Source organism: Desulfobaccales bacterium (assembly GCA_041648175.1).
Taxonomy (GTDB): domain Bacteria; phylum Desulfobacterota; class Desulfobaccia; order Desulfobaccales; family 0-14-0-80-60-11; genus 0-14-0-80-60-11.
The window spans coordinates 50772-67020 of sequence record JBAZPO010000002.1; the positions used below are offsets into that span (position 1 = coordinate 50772).

The 16249-nt window shown below is 54.9% G+C and carries 10 protein-coding genes; all 10 read right to left on the minus strand.

Translation table 11 applies throughout. The features are described from left to right. Window positions 1-636 precede the first annotated feature (636 nt). Entirely contained in the window at window positions 637-1542 is a 906-nt protein-coding gene (locus WC600_02230; protein ID MFA4901541.1) for a CoB--CoM heterodisulfide reductase iron-sulfur subunit B family protein, read from the minus strand. A gap of 117 nt (window positions 1543-1659) precedes the next feature. Beyond that, window positions 1660-2163, minus strand: a complete 504-nt coding sequence (locus tag WC600_02235) for a 4Fe-4S dicluster domain-containing protein (protein MFA4901542.1) — start codon at window positions 2161-2163, stop codon at window positions 1660-1662. A gap of 12 nt (window positions 2164-2175) precedes the next feature. Continuing rightward, entirely contained in the window at window positions 2176-5274 is a 3099-nt protein-coding gene (locus tag WC600_02240; protein ID MFA4901543.1) for an FAD-dependent oxidoreductase, read from the minus strand. A 10-nt stretch (window positions 5275-5284) separates the two neighbouring features. Next, a complete protein-coding gene (locus WC600_02245; GenBank protein ID MFA4901544.1) occupies window positions 5285-6415 on the minus strand; it encodes a Coenzyme F420 hydrogenase/dehydrogenase, beta subunit C-terminal domain in 1131 nt (376 codons plus the stop codon). A 20-nt stretch (window positions 6416-6435) separates the two neighbouring features. Beyond that, complete coding sequence (locus WC600_02250; GenBank protein ID MFA4901545.1) at window positions 6436-6861, minus strand: hydrogenase iron-sulfur subunit; 426 nt, start codon at window positions 6859-6861, stop codon at window positions 6436-6438. Between the two features lie 13 nt (window positions 6862-6874). Beyond that, on the minus strand, window positions 6875-10249 hold the full coding sequence (locus WC600_02255) for an FAD-dependent oxidoreductase (protein MFA4901546.1): 3375 nt from the start codon (window positions 10247-10249) through the stop codon (window positions 6875-6877). Then, on the minus strand, window positions 10242-12554 hold the full coding sequence (locus WC600_02260) for a heterodisulfide reductase-related iron-sulfur binding cluster (protein MFA4901547.1): 2313 nt from the start codon (window positions 12552-12554) through the stop codon (window positions 10242-10244). Before WC600_02260 ends, WC600_02255 begins: the two co-directional genes overlap by 8 nt. Before the next feature lie 72 nt (window positions 12555-12626). Beyond that, complete coding sequence (locus WC600_02265; protein ID MFA4901548.1) at window positions 12627-12794, minus strand: hypothetical protein; 168 nt, start codon at window positions 12792-12794, stop codon at window positions 12627-12629. A 211-nt stretch (window positions 12795-13005) separates the two neighbouring features. Next, a complete protein-coding gene (locus WC600_02270; protein MFA4901549.1) occupies window positions 13006-15435 on the minus strand; it encodes a hydrogenase iron-sulfur subunit in 2430 nt (809 codons plus the stop codon). Next, window positions 15432-16058: a 2Fe-2S iron-sulfur cluster-binding protein gene (locus WC600_02275; GenBank protein MFA4901550.1), complete on the minus strand. Its 627-nt coding sequence runs from the start codon at window positions 16056-16058 to the stop codon at window positions 15432-15434. Before WC600_02275 ends, WC600_02270 begins: the two co-directional genes overlap by 4 nt. Window positions 16059-16249 lie beyond the last annotated feature (191 nt).

Here is a 16249-nt window from a genome sequence, read left to right on the forward strand (position 1 = left end):
GCATTATCCCTTCCTGATCTGGCTTTAGTTGGAAACCGGAACACCTCTCTTACGCCTGTGTAATCGCTCTCCCGGGTCCGGCTCACAAGGTTCAGGACTCCGCCCTGGTCTTTGAGGAAGGTATTGGCCACGGCCTCCAAAATGACCCCTGCGGCGTAGTTGGCCCCCAGAATTTTCCAGGGTGAGAAATAAGTCAGATTTACCAGGTTGATGATTTAGCGGCCACGCAGTTCCGCCTCGATGATCCCAGGTAAGGGCAAAACTTTAGCGTTTCCTTGATAGAGGTAAAAATCATTCTATTAAGAATAACTATAATAAAGAAGCAGCTTCCCCGGATTTTTTAATCCCGCGCCTGTTTGTGAATAGAAGTCCAGATCCTCTCAACGGGAGTGCAGGACCGGGCTACGGCATCCCCCGAAGGGACGAGGACGGAGACCATCACGAGAACGGACGAGAGCGTGAAGTCAATAACCTGCTGACGGCACCACTTACAACATGGTGTAACGCGCCCCGACTCCGCTTCGATAGGCTCGCACTGCTTCCGGCGAGTTCAACCACGACGACTCCCGGAGGCCTCTGCGATGTCTGCGGCAAGTTCTGGTGCGGTGATACTACGATCTCGTCGCTGAGGCCCCGTTATGCATTCGGGTTGACGTCCACCAGGCGGCTTATGACGGAGTCCCTCGGTACGTTGCATATCGATGCGACCTGTTTCGGATCAAATCCCAGACAGAGGGCGAGCAGCTGGTTGTAATCGAAAACCGGTATCTTGTAGCGCTCTTCGCCAACCTGTTCATTGAGGGTATTCTGAACCCTTTCCATATGCATCAGACAGGTGATACAGGAGACTGCGATAAAATCGGCCTTGGTTTCATCGAGTATTGCATCGAACTTGGTTTTGGCAAACTCGATAGCCTGCTCCGGAGTGCTTTTCATGAATCCGCCGGCGCCGCCACAGCATTGCAGTTCACGACTATAGCCGTCCACCGTGGCACCAAGCGCCTCCACCAACCGCCGCATGCCCTCCGGCGCCCTGGCGGATTTTTCAAACCCCACGACCTCACTCGGGAACAAGGTATGGCAGGGATACTGGACGATACCATGGAGTCCCTTCAGACTCTTTTTGAGCAGCGAGGCAATCTTCTCCGGGCCTATTTCCCTAAAGAGGACTTCCGACACATGGCGTACCTTCGATTTTCCCGTGACCTGCCGCCCGGTCGGCTCGAGCAGTTCATTGGTGTGCGCCAGCTTTTCAGCATCATGCATCAAATGCTCCCGTCCCATGCGCAGGGAACTGTAACATGAACCACACTGCACAACGAAATCACACCCCTTCTGCTCGGCAATGGAAAGATTCCAGCCGCTAGTCGCCATCCAGGCCTCCTCATCGGCAGACGGGAAAGCACCGAATGCCGGACAGCAGACATAGTTGTCGGCATCCACCAGATCAATGCCCAGAACGGGCATTGACGCCCTTATGGCCCGCTCCACATCCGGTCGGATGGCAGGTGTATTACAGCCCGGGAAGAAACATAATTGCATCTCTTTGTCCTCATGTGTATGAAATGATCGCTCAAAGCCAGGCGGCGACCGATCATTTTCACAGTTCACCTATGATTGTGAAGGAAAACAACCAGGTTCAACTGAGAGTCACTTTTTTCATCCCTTGAACATATAGTCGTTGTCGCTGAGTAGCTCTATCTTCATGAGCATTTCACGAAACAATTCCAGTTGCTCAGGATTGTTGGTTATGGTGGGTAGGGGGGGCAACCCCAAGGACTCGCGTAACTCGGTGTTCACCCCGACAGCCTGAGTATAGCCCCGCTTGTAGATCTCGACGATTGCCGGCGGGATCAGGGTCTCATCGTTTCTGCACTGCCATTGCCGGATGGCGAGAATCATCTCGAACGGCATGACATCCATCGGGCACATCTCCTCACATCTTGAACAGGAGACACAGGCCCATGGAGTGTCATCTGCGAGGAGCTCCTCCTCAAGTCCCAGGATCACCTTCCGGGCCAGATTTCTGACCAGGAGCGGCGGATCCCCATGGGAGGCAGGACATCCGGATACGCAGGTGCTGCAGTTGAAACAGTAATGGAGATTACCTGTATTGTAGATATCTTTCCAGAGATCCTTGGTCGATCCTTCTTGTAAGTCCATAATCACCACCTCTTATCCCACAGTTGACGAGAGAAGAACATCCATGAGCTTTGCATCAATGACAGCCATCAACTGTTTGTCACTCCAGCCTCTGACCTCAGCCGCATTGTTCTGGCACTCAACCGCACACATGCCGCAGGCCTGACAGGCGGCAGCATCGACCTTGATGCACCTATCCACCTCATCATACGATCTCGCCCCATACGGACAGATGTTTACACATCTCTGGCAACGGATGCAGAGGGCGTCTTTCACCATGGAAGTGACCGCGGCCGTATGCACCTCACGTCCGGACAGATAGGTATAGGCCTTCTGGGCCGCGGCTTCGGCCTGCAGGAGCACACTCTTTAACGGCATCGGCGAATGGGCCGTACCGGCAAGATAAAGTCCAACTTTCTGGAATTCAATCGGACGCCATTTGGAATCCGCTTCGGCTAAGAACCCGTCCTCGGTCAATGAAACACCGAAGGCCTCGGCAAGTCTCTGGTTGGACTCTTCCGGATCCACGCCGGTGGAAAGAACCAAGAGATCCGCAGGCAGCTCCATCTCTTCTTTCAGGACAGGATCCATGAATTTGACGACCGGTTTGCCCTCGACCATCTCCACCTGAGGCTTATCATCCAGGCTGTAATTCATAAAAATAATCCCGGCTGACCTCGCCTTGGTATAGTACTGCTCATAAAAGCCATACGTCATCATATCGCGGTAGAGAATGAAGACCCGGGCATCGGGATTTTTCTCCTTGATCGTCAAGGCATTGCCAATCGCGCCCATGCAGCAGATGCGGCTGCAGTACCGGCGCCCTTCCTTCTGCCGTGAACCCACACACTGGATCATCACGACATTCTCGACTTCACTGGCATCGATATCACCGCTGGCCAGACCTTTCTTCAATTCAGCCTGGGTCAGCACCGTCTCTGAGGCCCCGTAACCGTATTCGGTGGTGGCTCCCTCATGCGCGCCCGTGGCCATGATCACCACACCGTGATGCAGATACGTGTTTTCGTCACTATCCTTACAATGCAGTTTTGACTCGAAGCAGCCCAGGGTGCCGACGGTTTTCTCAACCTCACAATTCAGATGGACCGTTATGTTCTTGCTTTCGAACACCCTCAGCTTCATATCCGTAGCCATCGCAATAGGAGCCAGTCCATCAACCGTATGCTCCACCTGAGTACCGAGATACCCGCCCAGGTGCGCTTCCTTTTCAACCAGATGAACCGGCACACCCCGATCGGCAAGCGACAGGGCAGCCTGCATCCCACCGATACCACCACCGATCACCAGGGCGGTCTGGTTAATAGGCAAGGTGCTCACCTGCAGCTCAGGTTTAAATTTGAGCTTTTCGATATCCGATTTGACTTCCCTCGCTGCCCGTAAGGTCCAGTCCCCGGTTGACGGCTCGACCATGCCTCTCCTGGCAATTCCGAACAGATCAAAGATCTCCACCATGGAGGAGTTGAATCCTGCCTGCCTGGCACTATTTTTCAGCTTCCGCCTATACATGAAAGGCTGACAGGCCCCAATCAGCAACCGATTGCATTTTGTCTCGCCGAGGATGTCAACGAGAGCTGTTTCTCCATCCGGCTTGCAGATGGAATCAATGACATGGATAGCACCCACTCCAGGGTAGCGTTTCAATTCAGCACTGAGAAGCTCATAATCGAGTCCTTCTGTCCCTGTCTTTTCACCGCATTTACAGAGGGCAACCGAGACTAAAGGCAGTTCCCGCCTATGGGCGGCCGGCTCGGCAATTTCCTCCTCCTGCATCGTGTCCACGCCCAAGGCGGTCAAAAATTTAGTTGCCTCGCCCGCCGCGGCAATACCGCTGGTCATTGCCTCACTGACATCCGTGAGCCCCATCAGGGAGCCGCAGAGAAAGAGGCCGGGTTTGCCGGCAACCCTGACCTTACTGGACTGCTCAGTATCAAGAAGACCGCGCGAATCCAGAGGTGCATTCATCAGATCGGCCCATTTCTTATGGGTCTCAAAGGGTATCTGGCCCGTTGACAGCACAACCAGATCGTAATCCTTCACAAAGAACTCGTTGGTCTCGGGATCGAGATAACGCATCTGCAGACTGCCGTCAGGCTTGAGCATAACCCCCTGCACCCGGCAGCGGATAAGCTTCACCCCGTGCTCGTCGACGGCCTTATCTCTGTACTGTTGGAAGCCTTTGCCAAAGGTCCGCATGTCCATATAAAAAATGGTGGTGTCAACCTCCGGCCCGCCTTTTTCCTTAGCCAGGACGGCCTCTTTCAGCGCGAACATGCAACATATAGAGGAACAGTAGTCTCTTTTCTGACGTCTGTTTCGAGATCCCATACACTGGATCCAGGCAATGTTTTTCGCAGGCCTGCCGTCGGAGGGCCGTCTGATCACGTCACCCTGATACGTACCGGAACCGCTCAACATCCGCTCAAAGGCAAGTGATGTGACGACATCCGGCGATACCGCGTATGACTTGGCATCCTCGAATTCCTGGGTATTATAGAGCTTCACACCGGAAGCCAGGATAATGGAGTGGACCTCCCTGGTCTCCACCTCGTCTTCGGCATCCAGATTAATCGCGTTGGTCGTACATACCTTGAGGCACTCACCGCAACGGGTACAGGCCTGTTTGTCGATGAGCAGCAGCTTCGGCGTATTATGCGGGACCGCCTGGTAGATTGCCTTCCGCTTGGTCAGCCCCTGGTTGAACTCATCTGGGACCTCGACCGGACAGACGTCGAGGCATTCTCCCATCTCGTTGCAGATGGCCGGGTCGATGGAGCGGGCCATCTTCAGCAGGTCAACCTTGTAATTCCCCGCATCGCCTGAGACCGAGGTGATCTTCGTAAACGGCAGGATCTCGATGTTTTCATGAAACAGGCTTTTTCGCATACAGTACTGCGAAGCATACTCGCGGCCCACCAGGGGCAACATTCTGCACATGCCGCAATGATCCGTCGGGAATTGGTAATCAAGTTTGGCCAGGATACCACCCATCTGGGGGGAATCATCGGTCAGAATGACCTTATAGCCTGACTCAGCTAACTCTATGGCCGCCTTGATCCCAGAAATGCCGGCACCAGCCACCAGGACTGTGCCTGTAGGCTTCTTTTCAGCCATAATACCGCTCCTATTTGACTTGACCGGTCACTTCAACCAGCTCATCTGATTTGAATCCAGCCATCGGCTGTTCTTCATCGACCGATCGTCCTGCCTGATAGTTGAATCGGGCCTGAGTCTTATCGGCACATGTCCTGAACAACGGCATCAGATCAATACCATTCGGGCAGGCACTCGTACACTGACCGCAACCGACACAGAAAAGGCTCATATGGGTCAAGCGGGTCAGATGAAAAAACAAGGTGTCGTTAGGCATCTTCAGCCTACCGTTTTGATCCGCCCACATCATGAACTGCTCGCCGGTGTGCCGGAAGGTATCCGTGATGAATACACATTCCTTACAATAGCAGACCGGGCATGCAACCCGACAATTGTAGCAGTTGACACAGGCAGCCAGTTTGTCTGCCAGCGCCTCAAAGCTGCTGGTGTCAGCCCGAAATTCAGCAAATTTTTTATCCCTGGCCTCGGTACGCACCGCAACTAGCTTCTTCACCGCCTCGTCCCGGCCGGCAGGAGCTGCACCCGCCTTCAAGCCTGATTTTTCCAGTGCTTGCTCACCTTTTTCGGTTATGGCTTCGATGAAGACAGCGCCGTTTCCCGCGCCTATGGCACACAATCTCATATCGACATTGTCAGCCGTCGGAAATTCACAGATCTTACAGGAGCCGATGATATCGAAATCCGACATGGAGGTCTTTCCGGCCTGGGCGTTCTCCAGGAAAGACTCGGATGTCCCTCCCTGCTCCTGGAATTTGGCAAAATCGGTATTTTCATAGCGGCCGAGACAGTCCATACCGATCAACAGGACATCATCGAGGTTCACTTGCTTTAATTTAGCGAGCTCAACCACAGCCCGAATCTCACAGGGGCGCAGGACCATCGCAACCTTGCGGCCGGATGGGCGCGAGGTAAGCGATGAAGCAATTTTTGCACCACTTACGGCAGCGATCGGGGCAAAAGGATCCACCTGAGCGGTATGGTCAGCAGAGGTAACGAGGGTAAGTCGGACCCCTTTCTTAGTCTGAGCCATCGGAACGAGGACAGCATCAACCGCACTATTTTCAAGCATGCGTTTGGAGAATGCGGCCAGTTCCTTATTCAATTCGTCTTTCTTAAATGACAATTTTGCGAATTTAGCCATTTTCAGTCATCTCCGTGTCTTCAAACTGCCATACTGATATTCCGAAGGGGGCTTGGTCCAAGCTGTTTCAATTTCGCAGTCATTTCATCTGCGACTTCCTTCAGCATGGTTCCCTCACTAGCGGCGATCCACCGAAGCCAGAAACGCTCTTCACCAATCCCATACTGTTTCAGAACCTCGGTGTGGAGCGCCACTCGGCGCCGTGCCTTCAGGTTGCCATTGATGTAATGACAATCCCCAGGCCAACACCCACCGATCAAGACACCATCCGCGCCATTCAGGAATGCCTTAAGGACGAATTTTGGATCAACCATGCCACTGCACATAACCCTGATGATCTTGAGGTTGGGCGGGTATGAAAGACGTGAAGTACCGGCAAGATCGGCGGCGGTGAATGTGCACCAGTTACAAAAAAACGCCACTATTTGGGGTTCAAACTCGCTCATCGCACAAAACTCCTTAGTGAAATAAAAGCCCGTCTATTTCGGCAAAGATCTGCTTATCGGTAAAGTGCCTCACCTTGGCGGCGCCGCTTGGACAAGCGCCGGAGCAGCTTCCACATCCTTTACAAATAGCACTGTTGACCTCACTGATTCCGGCATACGTATTGAATTCAATGGCCGAATAGGCACAGAGCCCGATACAAAGTTGGCAACCGACGCATATGTCAGGATCGATACTGGATATCATGGGCGGGATCTCAACCTGACCCGCGGCGCTCAACGCCAGGCATTCCGCTGCAGCTCCCTGCGCCTGGGCAACTGTATCCGGGATATCCTTCGGTCCCTGACAAGCCCCGGCCAGGAAGACTCCGCTCGTGGGGGTGGATACAGGTGCCAGTTTTGGATGCTGCTCCTGGAAGAATCCGTCCGCACCGATACCTATCCCGAACTTCCGCATGACATCGGGGGCATCCGGCCTGGCTTCCATAGCGGTACAGAGGATAACCATATCCACCTTGATCTCGATCAGGCGGTTGGAAAGCGTATCTTCTCCCTTAACGGTCAGGATACCGTTCTCATCCTCGGTGATGGAAGCGGCCTTACCGCGGATCATCTTGACTCCTTCGGCCTGGACCTTCTTGTAGAATTCCTCATATCCCTTGCCGAAGCAGCGCATGTCGATATAGAAGTTATAGATCTCAGTATCATGCCCGCATTTATCTTTGAGCAGATGCGCATACTTAAGGGCATACATGCAGCAGGTGCGGGAGCAGTATTCATGGTAGTTGTTGTCGCGGCTGCCTATGCAATGGAGAATCGCCACGCTCTTCGGCGCATCGGTGAACTTTAGCGGATCTTTCAGATCACGTTTCCTGAGTTTGCCGGCTGTCGGCCCGGTAGCATTGGAAAGACGCTCGAATTCGATATTGGTAAAGACGTTCCGGTACTTGCCGTAGCCGTACTGGGTCATCTTGACCGGATTCATCGGATCGAAACCGGTAGCAATGATGATGGAGCCGACGTCGATGGTTTCCTTCTTATCGATCATCTCATGGTCAATGGCGCCGGCCTTGCACTCAGTGACACAGAGCTTGCACTCGCAGCAGCCGCCGCAATCCACGCAGCGGGCCGCCTCTGCCCTGGCCTGCTCCTCAGTGAATCCCAGTTCGATTTCATTGTAATTGTTGACGCGCTGGGCGACCGGCAGGACAGGCATCTTCGCCCGGGGCAGGCACACGGCATTTTTCGGAATCCCCTTCCAGTTACTCCCGGTCGGTTTGCCAGGTCTGTTTTCCGCCAGCTCCTCGTCCAGCAGGTATTTTTCTATCGAAATAGCCGCCTGCTGTCCCGCTGCCACTGCCTCAACGGCGATGGACGGACCGGTAAACAGGTCGCCCCCTGCAAAGATACCCGGGAAGGTTGTCTGATATGTCACCGGATCGGCTGCAACCGTCCCCCACCGGGTTAATTCGACCCCGGTCGTGCCTTCCAGGAAACTGGTGTTGACCCGCTGACCGATGGCCGGAATAATCATGTCACATTCGACATCAAATTCCGAACCGGCAACCGGGACCGGTCTCCTTCTGCCGGATACATCCGGCTCACCAAGCTCCATCTTGATGCAACGCAGCCCGGAAACCTTTCCGTCTTCGGTCAGGACCTCAACGGGACTCACCAGCAGTTCGATTTTGATGCCTTCTTCCTCCGCGGCCTGGATCTCATGCTTTGTTGCCGGCATCTCCGACCTGCTCCGCCGGTAAAGCATCTTCACCTCGGAGGCGCCCTGCCTGAGGGCCTCACGGGCCGCATCGATGGCCGTGTCGCCACCGCCGACCACCACGACCTTCTTGCCGGTCTTGACGGGTTGCTTGCAATTGAGCAGGCCGAGATAATCGACGCCGTGCAAGACGCCTTCGGCATCCTCGTTCACGATGTTCATCTTCATGCTATTCTGCGCACCGACTGACAGATAGACGGCCTTAAATCCCTCCTCAAAGAGACCGGCAACCGGGCGGTCCTGGCCGATGGATACATTCAGTTGAATATCCACGCCCAGCTTCTTGATATAGTTGATCTCCTGTTCGAGGATTGCAGGGGGCAACCGGTAGTCCGGAATACCGGCACGGAGCATGCCTCCGGCAAAAGGCGCCCTTTCGAAGATGGTCGGATGATACCCTTTTTTAGCCAGGAAATAGGCGGCGGAAAGCCCTGCCGGACCCGCACCGATGATGGCCACCTTCTCAGTTTCAGGCTTCTTCTCGATTGCCGGAACCGGCAATGTGTCCCAATCAACCTGGTCTGCAGCGAACCGTTTCAACTGGCAGATCGCCAGCGGGGAATCAACCTCCTGCCTGCGACACTGGACCTCACAGGGAGCGGGACAGATACGGCCGAGCGAGCCGGGAAGCGGCATCGTTTCCATGATCAGGTTGAGTGATTCCTGATACTTGCCGGCCTTAATCAGGGCGACAAACCCCTGAATATTGATACCGGCCGGACAGGTCTGCACGCAGGGAGCCCGATCTTTTTTATCAATCGCATAGCGAACTGGCACAGCCTGGGGGAAGGAGATATAGACGGCCTTGCGCATCTTCGACCCGACATCCCATTCGTTCGGGGCCTCGACCGGGCAGACCTTGGCACAGTCTCCGCAACCGGTACAGTTCGTCCCCACATAGCGAGAGCGCTGATTGACATTGATTTTAAAGTTGCCGACAAAACCGCTGACACTCTCTACCTCGGTATTGGTCATTAACTGGATGTTCTTGTTCTGGCCGACGGCCACCATTTTCGGCGTACCGATACAGGCCGCACAGTCCAAAGTCGGGAAGGTCTTGTCATACTGGAGCATGTGACCCCCAACTGTTGGCTGCCGTTCCACAAGATAGGCCTTATTGCCGGAACTGGCGATCATCAGAGCCGCCTGCATGCCGGCGATACCGCCACCGACCACCAAGGTGTTCGGATTGACCGAGAATGTGCTCGGGAAGAGCGCACTCTGATTCGTGACCCGCATCAGACCGGCCCTGACGAGGACGATCGCCTTTGCCGTAGCCTCATCCTCGTTTTCCGTCACCCAGGATCCATGTTCACGGACACAGACCATATGGAAGGCCCGATAAGGATTCAACCCCGCCCTCTGGCAGGCGGCCCGAAAGGTTTTTTCATGCATGCGAGGCGAACAGGAGGCCACAACCACATGAGTAAGGTTTTGATTCTTGATTTCCTTTTCGATGAGATCCTGTCCCGGATCCGAGCACATAAACAGATAATCTTTGGAAACTACGACACCCGGGAAGGCGGCCGCATATTGCGCCACCTCCTCTACTCTGACACGATAGGCAATGTTGATGCCGCAGTGGCAGATGAAAAACCCGATTCGCTCAGACATGAAGGTCCTCCTGAGAAAGCCTCATATGGTTTTTTCCGGTTTTGGCAAATGTATCCGACAAATCAACTGACTGCAGAAGCAGTTCCGTTATATCCAGGACTTTTATCTGGTTTCCGACCCCTAGTTTTGTGATGGCCTCATTGAGGGTTCGAATGCAGTAAGGACATGCGGTGGTGATCACGTCCGCACCGGTCGCGATGGCCTCTCTGACCCGAATCTCTCCCAGACTTTCTTTGGCAACGCGGTCCTTCCAGGGCCCGCCGCTGCCGCCGCCACAACAGAAGCTCCGCTCCCGGTTATTCTGCATTTCAATCAGGGTAACGCCGGGTATGGCTTCAAGGATTCTCCGGGGCGCCTCATAAATGCCAGAATGCCTGCCAAGATAGCAGGGATCATGGTAGGTCACTTTGAGATCAAGGCTGTTGACGGGTTTGATGGCACCCTTGACGATGAGTTCATCCAGAAGCTCGGTAGAGTGAGTCTGGGCTATCTGCTGTAGCCCTGCATAATTTTTCTTGAATGAATTCAGACAGTGAGGAGAGGTGGTCAGGATCTTGTCCACACCAGCCGTAAGAAACATCTCGGTATTCTTTTTGGTCAGATCGGCAACCACATCTGCCGCGCCGATCTTATCGACCACATCACCGCAACAACTCTCCTTGGTTCCAAGAGTTCCATAGGAGACCCCGGCATGTTCGAGCAGGCTCAAGAGCGCGAGGCCTGCCTTTTGGCTGCCTTTATCATTGCTGGTATCATAGGCGGTGGTACAGCAGGTGAACAGGCAATACTCATGTTCTTGGGTATACGTGGGCAGGTTGACGCCCTGGGCCCAATCCAGGCGATTTGCCGTTTTTCCTGCCCACGGATTGCCGTTTTGCTTCAGACTCTGCACCGCGGCATTATAAGATTTCGGCAGGGCTCCGGCCTCGACAACATGGCGGCGGACGGATTTGATCAGGTCAAGTATGCCGATACCGCGGGGGCACTGCTCGACACAGCTGTTACAGGATGCGCAGGTCCATGCGGCCTCATCGACGGATACGTTTGAGGACCTGTCCAGAGAGATATCGCGAAGGATCTTCCGGGGACTGTAGCTCGTAACCTCGCCCCAGGGGCAAACCCCGGTGCAGGCGCCGCACTGCATACAGCTCTCGAAGGTCGCACCGATATCTTTCCGGATCGTAGACAGGTCAACCTGAGAGTCACGCAGGGCCTTTTCTTTCAATGTGGTCAGGAAGATGGCTAAAGGCCGGTACATCAGATGGGAGAGTTTGCCAAAGGGCAGCATCAGGGTAAGCATGCCTACAGTGATCGCAAGGTGTATCACATAAGCCGTGTAAGTCATGATCGGCAGCCCGGCCAGCCGGAAAAAATGGACCAGAATACCAGTGACTGCGATGGCGACAATCAACACCAGGAAGAACATATCCGTAAAATCCGAATACCGGTGGAGCTTCTCTTCTTTCTTAAACCATCGGCTGTACAACATGGTTGTGGAGCCAACCATCAAAGCTATGGTGGCGTAATAGCCCAACAGCCGGGTCCAATGCCAAAATGGGTGGACAATATCGGTCTGGAAGGCCGTGAGAGCCGCCATCACCAGGATCTCCATCGCCACCCAACCCGAGAACAGGAAGACATGCCGCCACCAGGCGCTACCTGGGCCGGTTCCGCATTTCCGCCAGCGTTTCTGGGTGAAGTAATTGATGAAGAACACCGGCGCCTGGGTCAAATAGAGATGCAGCGGTATCTTCGTGCCCTGCATGATTCCATAAAACATGTAGGCCGCATTCGAGAACAGCATCACGAAGACGAATCCCATCATGATCTGGTCGCCGAGGTGGATCCAATGAACCGGAGCGAAGGTGTTGAGTTCCACGCGATCGGTAACGACCGGCCCGTGGAAGAGGAGGAAAAGCAAAATGACGAATAGCCCAACGCCGAGAAAAGCCCCGACCTCTGTTTTGGGCGACGTATAAAATCTGCTGGCAATTCCTGTCCAGTCATACTGGGTCATCAACCAGCGGCGAGTCGCCATCATGGTCTCAGCGGGTTCCGCGCCTCGTGGGCAGTCGGTATTACAATCACCGCAATAGTAACAGAGCCAAGGTTCCGGAGATTCCAACAGCTTATCCCTCAGGCCGAGCTGAAGATAGCGATAAATTTTTCGAGGAAACGTGTTTTCCCCGGCTGACAAAGGACATGCGGAGGCACAGTTGCCACATTGCATACAGGCTTCCATGTCCCTGGCCCCAAGCCTCTCCACCTCGCGGTACAAGTCCGGGCTGACATTATTTTTCTTCACAATCTTCCCCTTGAAAGTCCACACGTGAGCGAATATGAAATCGCTCTTCAGACTGTCCCCAAAAGCATGTTATCAATACCGGGACTGAATAATGTTGAAGACCTTATTTAAATAATTTCCATTTTGTAATTGTTCCAGGATTTGGGTATGGGCCAGACTGAAAAGCTGGGCAATGCTTTCATTGAGAAACAGGTCGATGGAGTTGCACCGGTTCTCAGCCCGGGCCTTCATGTTGTACATGATCTTGGCGGGATAACCCCTCCTGCCGTGCCTTTCTTACTTGTTGCCACAAGTTCTTCTTAATTCACCCTTAAGCCTATCCTCTTCCCGTTAAGGGGAGAAGGTATAAAAAGAAGGAACCTTTGGAGTTACTTTATCCGGCAACCCCTTTACATCTGCCTGGCGGCCCTTAAGAACCCGGAATTGGTCCGAAAGAAACCCGGGCCCAGGCCTATCCTGATTTGGCCAAGGCATACAGGGGGTAGCCGTCTTCCCAACGTTGGCGGATGAGCCGGTTATCCCGCAGCAATTCGTTCAGGACCGGGGAAACTTTAGCCGAACGTTCCCCTAAGGCCTGGGCAATTTCCGGGGGATTGAGGGGGCCGCCGCTCAAGGCGCCGATAATCCTGGCGGCCAGATATTCCTCCCGTAACACATCCTGCATGCTTTCGTCGAAATCTACGGCATTGTATTGGTCGCCGGGGAATTCCTTCTCCGAGGGCCTTCTCAAGCTCACCCCTAAAACCGAGCGCACCCGGGGCCGATGCATGGTGGCATGGGCCGCCAGCAGCTTCTTCTTTTGGTCTTCGGAGCGGACCAGGGGCCCCATATCGTTCAGGTGGTCCAGGAAGGCATCAGTCATGCGCACAAAGGCCTCAGGCTGGTTCACGTCCACATACCCCAAGGCAATTCGTTTCCTTTCCAGGCCACACATGGCCAGCAGCTTCTTCATCAGATCAACCCGGTGCCAGGTGTGATCCACGCCGTAGCCGCAGTGGCAGGGGGCGGTGGGCGGACAGCCGGCCAGAAGGATGCCGCTGGCTCCGTTCAGAAACGCCATGGACAAGATGGTGGGGTCGATGGAGCCCAGGCAGTTCACCGTGACCAGGTAAACCCGGCTGGAATAGGACAGCCCCTGAATGGCAGCCAGCTCAGCGGCACTCTGGCCGCCCCACCTGCACACAAAGGCCAGTATCTCGTTGTCTTGCATCCGGGAGAGGATGGCCCGGATCCGAGCTTCCAACTGATGCGCGCTGTTGTTGAGCAACTTCATGGCTTCATAGGGGCAGGCCGCGGCGCAGCTGCCGCCGCCGTCACAGGTATAGGGACTCTCATTCCGAGGAGTGGCCCCCCTACCGGGAAGGACATTTTCCACCCCGCCACAGATACAGATCTCGTTGCAGAGTCCACAGCCATCGCACAGATCCTGGTCCACCGTGACTAACACCAGCGGGCTGGCCAGGTCGCCTTTGCGGGCCTTATCCCGCAAGTGCAGGACTTCCCGGGCCGCATTTTTCCCCTGCTGCAGGGCCTCGCCCAGATCGCAGAGCTTCAGGGCCGAACCGGTCAAAATAAGCGATTTCACCGGCTTTCGATCGGGTTTCAGGGCAATGGGACCTTTCTTGAAACTGCCGTCGTTACGGGAGAAGATGGGAAGAACGCTCATGAGTTCCTGGGTTTTAGCACCCGGTTGCCCGGGAATAGCCGAAACCACCAGGGTATCCCAACCAATCTCATACTCCAGGTGATCATACGGGTTTACATAATGCAGGTAACCGGATTTCACCACCGGATGGATGTCGGGGTTATAGGGATAAAGCCCGATGCCACGCTGCTTGGCCGCCACCAGATCAGCTCCGGTCACCGGCAGCTTGACATCAGCCGGATAGAGCACCGTGGGCCTGACCCCGGGAAATTCCTGGACCAGGACCTGACTGCTGCGCCAGGCCGCGGCAGCGGAGAGTTCCTGGGCCAGCCGGTCTTGCCCTTGGTGGTTAACCCAAAACACTACACTTCCGGGGTTCATCCGTTTCCCGGCTAAGCGCTCATCCAGGTCCAGCTGGTCTATGACCCGACCGCCGCCGCCCATAGTCCAACTCTCTCCTGCGGCGTATTCCCGATCCAGGGCCAGGATGATGGCCGAACCCGTCATTTCGCTAGCTCCGTGGGAATTTTGCAATCCGACGCGGTAATTGCCCACCTGGCCCACCACGAATTCCACGGGCCGATCCGGGGCCATTTTCACCAGCGAGCTGGCGAAAACTTCGGCGAGCATGGCTTCCAAATCCTTAAAGTAGGTGCGGCTGCCGGGATAGGTGCGGTGCAGTTCTTTCAGGACGTCCCCGGGGTTGCGAGCGCTGGAGAATATCAGGCTTTCCATGCCATTATGGGCCAGTTCTCGGGCCGCGGCGAATCCGGAGATGCCGCCCCCCAGAATCAGGACCGGTCCCTGGAAATCCGCCAACCGTGGCGCATAAGGTTCCAACATCCCCAGGCTGCCCACTCCCCCCATCAACAGGGCGGCGGCTTTCCGGGTCAGCGCCGGCGCACCATCCTCATGAACCGCGGCGATGTGATCTTTCAAATTAATCAGATCAATTTGGGGAGCCGTGATGTCCAAGGGCTTCAGGGCCGCCGCGAATTTCTTCTTCATGATGCGGTCCGAACAGGCCCCCAGAAGCACCCTGTTGAGGCCCCGATCCTGCGCTTCCCGGGTCAAGGCCGCCAGCCCCGGCCCCTGGCAGAGGTAGGAGTGGATGCTGCAATGGCTCACGTCCGGGTAGCGGCCTAACTGTTCTTTCAGTTCAGCCAGGTTTAGCCTGCCGCCGATCTTTTCCCCGCAGGCACAGAGGAAAATCCCTAATTTCGCGTCGTCTTTCATGGGCGACTCCTCAATGCTGCCGATTCCCCGGCGCCGCTTGCGAAAATTCCACCTACTCTGACCTGCGCATAGAATCGTGCCATGGCTTCGGTGGGGCAGACGTACAGACAGATCCCGCAGCCGATGCACTCCGGACTGGGTTCATGATAAGAAGTGGTTACTTCTTTGTTCACGCCCCGGTTGCCGAAGGATAAGCTTCCGACCCCGGCCACTTCATCGCAAGCCCGGACGCAGAGGCCGCAGAGAATACAAAAGTTTTCATAGTCGCTGCTTTTGAACCTTGAGGGTGTGACGCCATAAGTCTTGGCCAAAGCAAGCAGGCGCTCCGAGCCGGGATGTTCGTCCACCAACTTTTGGAGGACCCAGCGGCGTAAGTTCTTGATGCGATCGGTGTCGGTGGCCACCTTGATGCCCTCCCGGATGGGATAGACACAGGAAGCTACCTCCCGACTTCTGCGCCCGTCGCTGACTTCCACCATACAGAGCCGACAGGCTCCAGAGGGCTCCACGGCGCCGTGGTGGCAGAGGGTGGGGATGTCGATGGCGTGCTCCCGAGCCACCTCCAAAATGGTCCAGCCATCTTCACCGCTGACTTCCAGGTCATTTATGGTGAAATTGATCATGTCCCATCCTCCACTTCAAAAAAATATGAAAATTTAAGTATGACTCCTTTACTTGTAGACATTATTTTATCAAAGTATGGAATCGTTGGCATCTTTTTTTTCATGAAACAGAGCATATATTCCATGACTTACTTTTTCGCTGAAGACGTGCGGCGAAATGCATTATGCCAAAGGAGATGACCCAATGTCAA

Excerpts from the sequence above, each read along its gene's own strand:
- WC600_02230 (MFA4901541.1), bottom strand. The coding sequence starts at position 1,542 with ATGCAATTATGTTTCTTCCCGGGCTGTAATACACCTGCCATCCGACCG.
- WC600_02240 (MFA4901543.1), bottom strand. The coding sequence starts at position 5,274 with ATGGCTGAAAAGAAGCCTACAGGCACAGTCCTGGTGGCTGGTGCCGGC.
- WC600_02270 (MFA4901549.1), bottom strand. The coding sequence starts at position 15,435 with ATGAAAGACGACGCGAAATTAGGGATTTTCCTCTGTGCCTGCGGGGAA.
- WC600_02265 (MFA4901548.1), bottom strand. The coding sequence starts at position 12,794 with ATGTACAACATGAAGGCCCGGGCTGAGAACCGGTGCAACTCCATCGAC.
- WC600_02255 (MFA4901546.1), bottom strand. The coding sequence starts at position 10,249 with ATGTCTGAGCGAATCGGGTTTTTCATCTGCCACTGCGGCATCAACATT.
- WC600_02275 (MFA4901550.1), bottom strand. The coding sequence starts at position 16,058 with ATGATCAATTTCACCATAAATGACCTGGAAGTCAGCGGTGAAGATGGC.
- WC600_02235 (MFA4901542.1), bottom strand. The coding sequence starts at position 2,163 with ATGGACTTACAAGAAGGATCGACCAAGGATCTCTGGAAAGATATCTAC.
- WC600_02245 (MFA4901544.1), bottom strand. The coding sequence starts at position 6,415 with ATGGCTAAATTCGCAAAATTGTCATTTAAGAAAGACGAATTGAATAAG.
- WC600_02250 (MFA4901545.1), bottom strand. The coding sequence starts at position 6,861 with ATGAGCGAGTTTGAACCCCAAATAGTGGCGTTTTTTTGTAACTGGTGC.